Source organism: Catenibacterium sp. AM22-6LB (assembly GCF_003435615.1).
GTDB classification, from domain to species: Bacteria; Bacillota_I; Bacilli_A; order Erysipelotrichales; family Coprobacillaceae; genus Catenibacterium; species Catenibacterium mitsuoka_A.
The window spans coordinates 39,540-50,535 of sequence record NZ_QTUM01000002.1; the positions used below are offsets into that span (position 1 = coordinate 39,540).

Annotated in this window: 11 protein-coding genes and 2 tRNA genes; 8 read left to right on the forward strand and 5 right to left on the reverse strand. The window is 34.7% G+C overall.

Translation table 11 applies throughout. The features are described from left to right. Positions 1–15: 15 nt before the first annotated feature. Together DW269_RS01065 and DW269_RS01070 are read right to left on the reverse strand one after the other, a co-directional pair. Positions 16–612 (reverse strand): flavin reductase, encoded by a 597-nt coding sequence (locus DW269_RS01065; protein ID WP_117458161.1) that lies wholly within the window; start codon positions 610–612, stop codon positions 16–18. A gap of 59 nt (positions 613–671) precedes the next feature. Next, positions 672–1,412 carry a putative ABC transporter permease gene (locus DW269_RS01070; protein WP_117458162.1) on the reverse strand — a complete coding sequence of 247 codons (741 nt, stop codon included), beginning with the start codon at positions 1,410–1,412 and terminating at the stop codon, positions 672–674. A gap of 249 nt (positions 1,413–1,661) precedes the next feature. Between DW269_RS01070 and deoC the strand changes: the two genes are divergently transcribed. After that, positions 1,662–2,330, forward strand: a complete 669-nt coding sequence (gene deoC / locus DW269_RS01075) for a deoxyribose-phosphate aldolase (RefSeq protein ID WP_022424984.1) — start codon at positions 1,662–1,664, stop codon at positions 2,328–2,330. A 96-nt stretch (positions 2,331–2,426) separates the two neighbouring features. Here deoC and DW269_RS01080 read toward each other — a convergent pair. After that, a tRNA-Ala gene (locus DW269_RS01080) sits at positions 2,427–2,503 on the reverse strand. A 19-nt stretch (positions 2,504–2,522) separates the two neighbouring features. Next, positions 2,523–2,599, reverse strand: a tRNA-Ile gene (locus DW269_RS01085). A gap of 220 nt (positions 2,600–2,819) precedes the next feature. Here DW269_RS01085 and DW269_RS01090 point away from each other — a divergent pair. The 7 genes from DW269_RS01090 to DW269_RS01120 all read left to right on the forward strand — a co-directional run bounded on the left by DW269_RS01090 (position 2,820) and on the right by DW269_RS01120 (position 9,499). Beyond that, positions 2,820–3,812 (forward strand): LacI family DNA-binding transcriptional regulator, encoded by a 993-nt coding sequence (locus DW269_RS01090; RefSeq protein WP_117458163.1) that lies wholly within the window; start codon positions 2,820–2,822, stop codon positions 3,810–3,812. Positions 3,813–3,952: 140 nt separating this feature from the next. Then, positions 3,953–5,422 (forward strand): UDP-glucose--hexose-1-phosphate uridylyltransferase, encoded by a 1,470-nt coding sequence (galT, locus tag DW269_RS01095; protein WP_117458164.1) that lies wholly within the window; start codon positions 3,953–3,955, stop codon positions 5,420–5,422. Then, on the forward strand, positions 5,416–6,429 hold the full coding sequence (locus tag DW269_RS01100; RefSeq protein WP_117458165.1) for an aldose epimerase family protein: 1,014 nt from the start codon (positions 5,416–5,418) through the stop codon (positions 6,427–6,429). The genes galT and DW269_RS01100 overlap by 7 nt, the downstream gene beginning before the upstream one ends. Beyond that, a complete protein-coding gene (locus tag DW269_RS01105) occupies positions 6,426–7,709 on the forward strand; it encodes a galactokinase family protein (RefSeq protein ID WP_117458166.1) in 1,284 nt (427 codons plus the stop codon). The genes DW269_RS01100 and DW269_RS01105 overlap by 4 nt, the downstream gene beginning before the upstream one ends. A 2-nt stretch (positions 7,710–7,711) precedes the next feature. Continuing rightward, complete coding sequence (gene galE, locus DW269_RS01110; RefSeq protein ID WP_117458167.1) at positions 7,712–8,710, forward strand: UDP-glucose 4-epimerase GalE; 999 nt, start codon at positions 7,712–7,714, stop codon at positions 8,708–8,710. Positions 8,711–8,931: 221 nt separating this feature from the next. Beyond that, entirely contained in the window at positions 8,932–9,219 is a 288-nt protein-coding gene (locus tag DW269_RS01115; RefSeq protein ID WP_117458168.1) for a type II toxin-antitoxin system RelB/DinJ family antitoxin, read from the forward strand. Continuing rightward, a complete protein-coding gene (locus DW269_RS01120; protein WP_117458169.1) occupies positions 9,209–9,499 on the forward strand; it encodes a type II toxin-antitoxin system RelE/ParE family toxin in 291 nt (96 codons plus the stop codon). The genes DW269_RS01115 and DW269_RS01120 overlap by 11 nt, the downstream gene beginning before the upstream one ends. 285 nt (positions 9,500–9,784) lie before the next feature. Here DW269_RS01120 and DW269_RS01125 read toward each other — a convergent pair. Next, on the reverse strand, positions 9,785–10,996 hold a 1,212-nt coding region (locus DW269_RS01125; protein ID WP_117458229.1), incomplete at its 5' end, for an RNA-guided endonuclease TnpB family protein.

Here is a 10,996-nt window from a genome sequence, read left to right on the forward strand (position 1 = left end):
TCGTTTTCCTCCTACTTAAAGTGGCTCAAAATCAGATGCCGGATGTTTACAGATAGGACAGATTAAATCCTCAGGTAATTCATCACCTTCATAGACCCATCCACAAATCTTACATACCCATCCTTTTTTCTTCTTTTCTGGTTTTGGTTTCACATTCTTGAAATAATAGTCATATGTCATAGAATCATGCTCATTTAAGATAACAGCATCATCAAGTTCTACAATAAACATCGTATGTGTTAACTCATCCAATGTTTCTATAACATGACCTTCCATATATGCATTCGCATATTGTGTTAAGTAAGGTAATGAGTCTTTCAAATCATACATATCAAAACCATCAAACTTATTAACCTCTTTACCACTTTGGAAACCAAATCGTTTAAAGATATCAAAAGGGCATGTGATATCAAGCACAGATAAAGTCATATTCTTTGACTTCATCAATACATCATGGGTGTAATTCGCCTTATTCACAGTCACTGCAATACGATAAGGATTACTTGTGAGCTGAACAGCTGTATTAATAATACAGCCATTAGGCTTATTACCATCATTTACACCTAATACATACAAACCATAACTAAGTTTAAATAATGCATTCTTTTCCATGGTCATACCTCCTCTTGTTTATTATAAACGTTTACACAAAAGAAAAAAACTCAGATGCGTTATTTCTGAGTTTTTGTGTGATATTTGTTTAAGATATCAGGGAATGCCTTGACTAAACGACGATGTGAATATTTCTTAATAAGATGTTCACGGTGACTATCCTTTAATTGACGTGCAATCTTAAAGATATCATCTGTTGTAATTTCATTATGAATATCTAGTTCTAGTTCATCTGCAAACTTCTTAAGATCCTGAGAGACTGTCTCAAGTTTTTTCGCAAGATGAGTGGCTTCTACAAATGTAGTAATTAAGTCGCTTGTGAATAATGTGATACACACAGTAGAAGCAATAACCATTGGAATATAATCATATTGAATAAGCATATGAGTCAGATGTGGCTGTACATTCTTCACTGCAGTCACAGAGAAGAAACCAAAAATAAAGAAACCTTCTAAACAGATACGACCATTTAAGTTAAATCTCATTTGAGAATAATCCCACCATCTTGCATGGAACATCTTTTCCATAAAATAAGATGTGAGATATTCAATAAAGCATGCGACAATCGCTCCTTCTATAAAGATGAGAGACCAATCTTTAGAAATAGGAAACAAAGCACATACAACAATTGCACCTGATCCATAAATAGGAATACAAGGTCCAGTTAAGAAACCACTGTTATGTATCTTATGACCTGTGGCAATAGGGCAGATAAGTGATTCCCATATCCACCCACAGAAACTATAAATAAAGAAGGAAACAACAAGTATTGTCCAGTTATTCGCAAATGCATCTAACATATATTAACCCCCCTTGTTAACATTTCAACCATTATAGCATTATAGGAATATAGAAACAAAGAAAACTATAATTTGAGCTTAACTTGTTCTTTTTACCAGGAAAAAGGGAGTAAGAAGCAACTGAGACATTTACGATTATAGGTGCAATAATTACAAAAAAATTGGAATTAAGATGCCAGAGAACACAATTGACTACTTTATTTTAGATAAACTGTTATAATGGTATATGTAAAGAGAGGTAAAAATAAAATGAATACAAATGATATTTTAAAAAAAGTAGACCACACATTATTGGCTCAGAGTGCCACTTGGGAAGACATTAAGGTGATCCTAGATGATGGAATCAAATATGGTACAGCATCTGCATGTATTCCAGCTGCTTATGTGAAACAGGCAGCAGAATATGTGGATGGTAAACTTCCTATCTGTACAGTTATTGGATTCCCAAATGGATACAGTACGACTGCAGTAAAAGTATTTGAAACAAAGGATGCTATTGAGAATGGTGCATCTGAAATTGATATGGTTATTAATATCGGATTCTTAAAAGATAAGAGATATGAAGAAGTAGAAGATGAAATCCGTCAGATTCATGAAGCATGTGATGGTAAAATCTTAAAGGTTATTATTGAAACATGTCTTCTTACAGAAGAAGAAAAGATCAAGATGTGTGAATTAGTCACAAATGCAGGTGCAGAATACATTAAGACATCAACAGGGTTCTCAACTGCAGGTGCTACATTTGATGATGTAAAGTTAATGCATGATCATGTAGGTGAAGGAGTTAAAGTAAAAGCAGCAGGTGGTATTAGTTCATTTGATGATGCTGAAAAGTTCATCGAACTTGGTGCTGACAGACTTGGTACAAGCCGTCTTGTAAAAATCATGAAGAATACAGACACAGGTGCAGGATACTAAAAGTAAAAAACCATAATCCTTTATATATAGGACTATGGTTCTTTTTTACGCAATGAAATAAAAAAACAGACACAAATGTGTCTGTTAACTTCTAAATGGTGGAGCCTAGGAGGATCCGAACTCCTGACCTCCTGCGTGCAAAGCAGGCGCTCTCCCAGCTGAGCTAAGGCCCCAAAAGGTTTTAAATAAACATGGTGGGCCTGAATGGATTTGAACCATCGACCTCACCCTTATCAGGGGTGCGCTCTAACAAACTGAGCTACAGGCCCATTTCTTGACTGCTCACCTATAATACCATGTAGAAATACACTCGTCAATAAAAAAATGAAGAAATTATAGGCAAGGTAGAAAAAAGTTTGATATATACAATGAAAATAAGGAAAAAATAATATATCGTTAAAATTGGTTAAAATATTACTAAAATTTTACCTCGTTTTATCTAGATTGTGATATATTAATTATTATAGTAATATTGAGGAGGAAAAATAAATGGCTACAATTAAGGATGTTGCGAAAGCAGCTGATGTATCTATCGCAACTGTATCAAGAGTATTAAATGAAGATAAAACATTGAAGGTTTTACCTGAGACAAAAGAGAAGATATTAAGAGTGGCTAGTGAACTCAATTACTCCTTAAAATCAAAAGAAAAGAAGAAAACATTTAATATAGGTATTATCCAGTGTTATACATTTGAACAGGAATTTAGAGATACTTATTTCTTATCTATTTTACAGGGTGTAGAGAAATATTTAAGAAAAGAAAAGATGGCTTCTACAAAAGTAAGATATGATGATATGAATATGAAACAGGTATTAGAAGGTGTGGATGGTATTATTTGTATTGGAAAGTTTGAAAAGAAGTATCTTGATACATTTAGTAAGTTATCTAGTAGAATTGTTTTGCTGGATATGGATTTGTCTCCTATCACAAATGTCTGTATCTCATTGGATTTTGATGACGCGATGTGTAAAGTAGTCAACTATTTTCATTCGCAGGGACATAAAACAATTGGTTTTATGGGAAGAAATGAATATGATGAGATGTCTTTACAAACAATTTCTAGAAAGAAAAGCTTTATTAAATATTGTGAATATTTAGGAATAAAATATGAGATATTTACAACCAATCATGAAATGACTGGAGATGAAGGTTATTCTGTCATGAATCGTGTGATTGAAGAAGGAAAAATACCTTCCGCAATATTCTGTGCCAATGATCCTCTTGCGATGGGGGCTATGCAGGCTTTATTAGATGCAAAAATCAAGGTGCCAGAAGAAGTGTCTATTATGGGATTCAATGATGTGGATGCATGTAACTTCACACGACCTACATTATCTACTGTCTATGCACCTTCAAGTGAGATGGGAGAGATGGGGGCTTCATTGTTACATAGAATGATCACAGAAGAGGATATCAGCTATCCATGTAGAATACAATTGCCATGTCAATTAGTTATTAGAAATTCATGCAGGGAGAAGTAATAAAACCTCTCTTTTTTATTTTAGTAAAATAGCAAGTAAACAAAATAGTAAAAATAATTAAAAAAGTATTGATTATTTTACTAAAAAGTTTATCATAGTAGATGAAGAAAATAACAAAATAAAAAAGAGGAGAACCCATAATGAACCATCAGATCAACAGATTACTCAACTTTGCGTTACAAAAAGGCATGATTGGTACAGATGATTTGTACTATGCCGCAAATTTAATTTTAGACTTACTTCAGTTAGATGAATTTGAACTAGAAGAAATCGATGAAAAATTAGAAATAGCACAGGATATCATTGATCATATTCTTGACTATGCAGTAGAAAAAGGTATGATTTCAGATTCTGTGACTGAAAAAGATTTATTTGATACAAGACTTATGAACTGCCTCATGCCTCGTCCTAGTGAAGTAGTAAATAAGTTCAACACTCTTTATAATGAATCTCCAGAAAAAGCAACAGACTACTTCTATGATTTAAGTATTAGTAGTAACTATATTCGTAAATCACGTATTGATAAGAATATCAAGTTTAACCATTATGTTAAATATGGTGATATTCAGATTACTATTAACCTTTCTAAACCAGAAAAGGATCCTAAAGCGATTGCAGCTGCAAAGAATGTCAAATCTACAAACTATCCTCTTTGCTTATTATGTAAAGAAAACGTTGGATTTGCAGGTAATATGAAGCATCCTGCGAGACAGAATCATCGTATTATCCCATTAGACCTTGCAGATCATCGCTATTACCTACAGTATTCACCTTATGTTTACTACAATGAACACTGTATCGTATTTAATGAAAAACATCAGCCAATGAAAATTGACCACAATACATTCGAGCATCTATTCGCATTTGTAGATAAGTTCCCTCATTATATGCTGGGAAGTAATGCTGATCTACCAATCGTAGGTGGTTCTATCCTTACCCATGATCACTACCAAGGCGGTCGTCATCATTTTCCTATGGAAGATGCGAAAGTAATCAAGAGTTATGAACATGACCAGGTACAGGTAGATATGTTGTATTGGCCATTGTCAACTCTAAGACTTACCTCTACTTCCAAAGAAAAAATCATTGCTTTGGCTGATGTTATTCTTGAAAAATGGATTGATTATAGTGATGAGTCACTAGATATCATTGCATATACAGATGGTGTAAGACATAACACAGTAACACCAATTGCACGTATGAAGGACGGAAAGTATCAGTTAGATCTAGTACTTAGAAATAACCGTACGACTGAAGAATACCCATTAGGAATCTTCCACCCTCATGCACAGCATCACCACATTAAGAAGGAAAACATCGGCTTGATTGAAGTAATGGGCTTAGCTGTTCTTCCTGCAAGATTAAAGAACGAATTAGAAGATATCAAACAGTGTCTATTAGGTAATGCGGATTTTGATTCAAATGAATCATTACAGAAGCATGCAGACTGGTACAAATATCTTAAGAGTTGTGACTACGAGGATGTTGATAAATTCCTAGAAGTAGAAGTCACTAAGAAGTTTGTAGCAGTATTAGAAGATGCTGGTGTATATAAAATGACTGATGAAGGAATTGAAGGATTCAGTCGCTTCGTGGAGGGATTATGGTAGAAATTAAGAAAGAATTAGATGACGATATTGTTGTCATCGGCTTAGAAAACAAAGACTTCTATGTAGAAGTCACAAACTTTGGCTGCACACTACTTAAAGCTGTAGTGAAGGACAAAGAAGGAAATCCATGTGATTGTGTATTAGGCTTCCCTGAAGTATCAGATTACCAGAAGAGAGATGGTACATATCTTGGTGCTTTGGTAGGACGAGTATGCAACCGTATTGAGAAGGGAACTTTCACATTAAATGGGAAGACTTATAATGTTCCTATTAATAATGGTCCTAACTCATTACATGGTGGTATTGAAGGATTTTCTTACAAGGTATTTGATTATGAATTTATTGAAGATGGTGTCAAGTTCCACTATGTATCTAAAGATGGTGAAGAAGGCTATCCAGGTACATTAGATTTCTATGCTTATTATACAATCGAAGGAACATCACTTCATATGCGCTATGAAGCAACAAGTGATCAGGATACAATTATCAATATCACAAACCATTCATATTTCAACTTAAATGGACATGCATCAGGTGTTCATAATCATGTATTAAAACTCAATGCTGACGAAGTAGGCTGCGTTGATGGTGATGGATTATATACAGGTGAATTATTAGATGTCACAAATACTCCATTTGACTTTAGAAGTGAAAAAGTGATTGGAGACTGTATCAAAGACAATCATCCACAGTTAATCACAGCCCGTGGTTATGATCATCCATTTGTATTTAATACAGATAAAAATCAGGCAGAACTTTATTCTCCAGAAACTGGTATTAAATTAACTGTATCTACTACATATCCATCAGCACAGGTATATAGTGCAAACTACTTAGATGGACAGTTAGATAAATATGGTTACACTATGCATCCACAAGATGCATTATGTATTGAAACAAGTTATTTACCAGACAGTATTCATAAAGAAGAAAAACCAAAGGTCATTTTAAAGGCAAATAAAAAATTTAAAGAAGAAACAGTATATACATTCGAGGTAACAAAATGAAAGCAAGCTTATTAAAAGAAGAATTTAAAACTAATAAATATGATGAAATGTTGAAAGACTTATATGAAGATGCAAGTCTTGTAGATTATCAGAAAGATAGATATACCAATGCATTAGATAAGTTCATTGAACTTTATGGTGATGAAAATGTCAGCATCTATAGTGCTGCAGGTAGAAGTGAAATTTCAGGTAACCATACAGACCATCAGCATGGTTGTGTATTAGCAGGTTCAATCAACTTAGATGCGATTGGTGTAGTCGCTAGACAGGATGATGTAATCAATGTTGTATCTGACAGTTTCAACATTGCACCTATTCATTTAAATGATTTAGATAAGAAGGATGAAGAAGAAGGTACTTCAGAAGGACTAATCAGAGGTGTTGTTTCTAAACTTAAAGAACTAGGTTACAATATCGGTGGTTTCAAAGCATTCATTACAAGTGATGTATTAGTAGGGGCTGGTTTATCTAGTTCAGCTGCTTTTGAAACAATTATTGGTACAATCATTGATGGTTTATATAATGATATGAGCATCGATATGGTTACAATCGCAAAAGTAGGTCAGTATGCTGAAAATGTCTACTTTGGTAAGCCTTGTGGATTAATGGACCAGTGTGCATGTGCCGTTGGTGGATTGATCTCTATTGATTTTAAGGATACAGAACATCCTGTTGTAAATCATGTAGATGTAGACTTCTCTAAATATGATCATAGTTTATGTATCGTTGATACAAAGGGAAGCCATGCAGACTTAACAGATGCATATGGCGCTATTCCTGCTGAAATGAAGGATGTCGCTCATTACTTTGGTAAGGAATTCTTAAGAGAAGTAGATGAAAAGGAATTCTTTGATCATCTTGCTGATGTAAGAGAGGCTGTTAAGAATGATAGAGAAATTCTAAGAGCTATTCATTTCTTCAAGGAAAATGCGAGAGTACCTCAGATTGTAGAAGCATTAAAAAATGATAACTTTGACTTATTCAAGAAGTTGATCAAGGAATCTGGTAACTCAAGCTATAAGTTCTTGCAGAATGTTTATGCAGACTTTGATTATAAGCATCAGGCAGTTTCTGCAGGTCTAGCATTAAGTGAAATCGTATTAGGAGACCATGGTGTATCTAGAGTACATGGTGGTGGATTCGCAGGTACAATTCAGGCATTTGTAGAAAATGACTTTGTCCCAGAATATAAGAAAGAAATTGAAAAATTATTTGGAGAAGGCAGCTGTCATGTACTTAAAGTAAGAAAACTTGGCGGTTGTAAAGTAGTGGAGGAATAAATATGAACGTACTAGTTACAGGTGGTGCAGGTTATATTGGTAGTCATGTCTGTGTAGAATTACTACAGAGCGGCCATGATGTTGTAGTCATCGATGACTTCTCAAATTCAAAACCAGAAGCCTTAGATGCCATTCATGAAATTACTGGTAAGAAAGTAAAGTTCTATGAATTCAACGTTTTAGATGAAGATAAGACAGAAGCAGTATTCAAGGAAAATAAATTAGATGCAGTCATTCACTGTGCAGCTTTCAAGGCAGTAGGTGAATCAGTAGTAAAGCCTATTGAATATTATACAAATAACTTAATGACAGCTCTTATTGTTGCTAAGCTTATGAAGAAGTATCATGTCCCTTCAATTGTATTCTCTTCAAGTGCGACAGTATATGGTGATCCAAAGGTTGTCCCATTAACTGAAGATTGTGAATTAGGACAGACTACAAACCCATATGGTTCTACAAAGGCTATGATGGAAAGAATCCTAACAGATGTACAGCATGCTGTACCAGAAATGTCTGTTACACTTCTTCGTTACTTCAACCCAATTGGTGCACATGAATCAGGATTATTAGGAGAAGATCCAAAGGGAATTCCTAACAACCTTATGCCTTATATTATGAAGGTTGCAACTGGTGAACTTCCTTGCTTAGGTGTATTTGGTAATGACTATGATACACCGGATGGAACAGGTGTACGTGACTACATCCATGTTGTAGACTTAGCTAAGGGTCATGTTCTTGCGATTGAAAAATATGCAACACCAGGTGTTCATATCTGTAACCTAGGAACAGGTAAAGGATATAGTGTATTAGAAATCGTTAAGGCATTTGAAAGAGTTAATGGAATCAAGATTCCTTATGAAATCAAGCCAAGACGTGCAGGTGATATTGCAACATGTTATGCAGATCCTACTCGTGCAAAAGAACAGTTAGGATGGGTGGCTGAAAAGACACTTGATGATATGTGCAGAGATACTTGGAATTTTGCAAAGAAACATATGTAATATATGAGTCCCTCAATGAGGGACTTTTTTCATGCATGAAAAAAGCAGGTAGTAAAGCGGATTGCGAATATTCGCTTGATAGGAAGGCGATGAGGTCGTGGAATGCAACATCATTATTATGTAAGTGGATGGAGTAAACTTTACAAAAGCAATACATATGTATCGAAGTAGATATGATATAGCATTATAATATAGAAAAAGATGGAAGCGAGGTGCCGAATATGGCTAGTACAATTCAGGTTAGAGTAGAAGACGAGTTAAAGAGTAAATCAGATGCTTTATTTAAAGATTTGGGTACAGATACAACAACAGCAATCAGAATATTCTTAACACAGGCTGTTGCGACAAATGGATTTCCTTTTGAAATAAAAAGACAGACTGGGTTAAATCCATACGCTCCGATGACTGAGAAAGAGATGCTTGCAAAATTAGAAAAGTCTAGAGAACAGGGAGAGTTTAGGAATGCAGATCATGTGATTTCTGATCTGAGGACAAAATATGGATTATAAGATTGTTTTAATGAAGGGTGCAGAGGAAGATTTTGATAGATTCATTGCATATCTTTTGTTTGAAAAGAAAACTGAGCAGGTTGCAAGACATTTATTAAATGACTTTGAGGCAACAAAAATCGGTTTGTCAAATGTTGCTGGAAGCTTGAAACTCTGTGACAATCCAAAATTAAGAGAATTAGGATATCGAAGAATCAATTTTTTATCTCATCGCTATTTTATGCCTTATCGTATTAAAAATGATACTGTTTACGTAGATAATATTTATCATGAATTGTAAGATTACGAAAATAAAATGAATTAATATTTGGATAAGTGCACGTCACATTCTCCTTGCTTTAGTAATGAGTTAACAAAAAAATGCAGAAATAAAAGCAATGATTGAAACATACAATCAGAAAGTTAAATTTTTGATTTTGAAAGTCTTAATCAGTTGACAGACTGTATTTTGAAAATAGAGAGGTATGTGAACTACCTCAACTTAATACTCCGTATTTGAAGTCAAGGCTTCTAGGATGCTTATGCATCCGTTTAAGAAGATTGATATTTAAGTCTCCACCTATTGCTAGGCAATCCTTATTCTTATAGGCGTGTCCACTTCGCCTCTACTGTATAGGATATTTACATCCACAACGCTACTTTTACGCATGATATTTAATGCACCATTCACGTCTGCATTCAGAACTTGTCCACTCGCTGTTCTATACTGTCCATGATGTATTCTCTTTCCACTGAAATGGTATTCTTCAGTATCATCACTCTTATAGACTGGTATGACATCCTTATCCCAGAAGCTTGCTTTTGATGTATAGGACTCCTCCTGCATTACAAGTATGATGCCATTCAGTTCACAGAGATATTCAAGCTTGTCTTTAAGCTTACCATAAGGAATATTGACGAAAGTCTGATTGTTTCTTCTGCCTATGTTGGAATCCTTCTGAAATGTTTCATTATAGCCTACAACAAGAGTTCCGATATCATGATCGATACAGTAATCAATTACCCTGCGTGCAGTCTTGTTCATGTAGTCATTTATTCTATTGTTACGCCTGCGTGCTAATGCCTTCTGTCTGTTGGTTGGCTTCTTTCCAAAATGCTGCTTATCCTTGATGGACTGTAATCTTGCATTTTTCTTGTTGAACCACTGGTTAATGGACTTAAGTCTTCTTCCATCGATGATGAATGTTTCACCTTTACTTGATACTCTAGTGACAAGATTATTGATACCAAGATCTAATGCCAGTGCATTTGTTGTATTGAGATTCCTTTGAATGCATTCAGCTTCATAGGTATACTGAATTTCAAAGAACCTGGCATCTGCCTTTGGTATGATACGTATTTCCTTCACTTTCTTATCAAGCAGTATAGGTGGAACAGTAATCTCAACAGCCTTATGTGTCTTTTTGAAGCTGTTTGAATATGGAAGTATGAGCTTATTCCCTTTAAGTCTTACAAATCCAATGACGAGTGTAGTATATCCATCCTTGGGAAGATAGCGTGGAAGTCTGCAGTCCTTAAGTGCATGCTCTCCCTGCTTTGCCTTTTTAAGAAGACCGAAAAATGATTTAAATGAACCATCTACTTCCTTCAGTATCTGCTGTGCCATATTGGAATTAAGCGTTCTATAGTTATCAGATGACTTTAAAAGAGCATAATTCTTCTCATAATTGAGATACTTGCCTTCTGCAAAGTAATGCTGTCTGATGTTATAGATTGCCTGATTAGTAAGATTCTTTGCAATATGACATAATTCCTTGATGGAACGATAGTCTTCCTT

Coding starts and splice junctions, on each gene's coding strand:
- DW269_RS01065 (WP_117458161.1), bottom strand. CDS start 612: ATGGAAAAGAATGCATTATTTAAACTTAGTTATGGTTTGTATGTATTA.
- DW269_RS01070 (WP_117458162.1), bottom strand. CDS start 1,412: ATGTTAGATGCATTTGCGAATAACTGGACAATACTTGTTGTTTCCTTC.
- deoC (WP_022424984.1), top strand. CDS start 1,662: ATGAATACAAATGATATTTTAAAAAAAGTAGACCACACATTATTGGCT.
- DW269_RS01090 (WP_117458163.1), top strand. CDS start 2,820: ATGGCTACAATTAAGGATGTTGCGAAAGCAGCTGATGTATCTATCGCA.
- galT (WP_117458164.1), top strand. CDS start 3,953: ATGAACCATCAGATCAACAGATTACTCAACTTTGCGTTACAAAAAGGC.
- DW269_RS01100 (WP_117458165.1), top strand. CDS start 5,416: ATGGTAGAAATTAAGAAAGAATTAGATGACGATATTGTTGTCATCGGC.
- DW269_RS01105 (WP_117458166.1), top strand. CDS start 6,426: ATGAAAGCAAGCTTATTAAAAGAAGAATTTAAAACTAATAAATATGAT.
- galE (WP_117458167.1), top strand. CDS start 7,712: ATGAACGTACTAGTTACAGGTGGTGCAGGTTATATTGGTAGTCATGTC.
- DW269_RS01115 (WP_117458168.1), top strand. CDS start 8,932: ATGGCTAGTACAATTCAGGTTAGAGTAGAAGACGAGTTAAAGAGTAAA.
- DW269_RS01120 (WP_117458169.1), top strand. CDS start 9,209: ATGGATTATAAGATTGTTTTAATGAAGGGTGCAGAGGAAGATTTTGAT.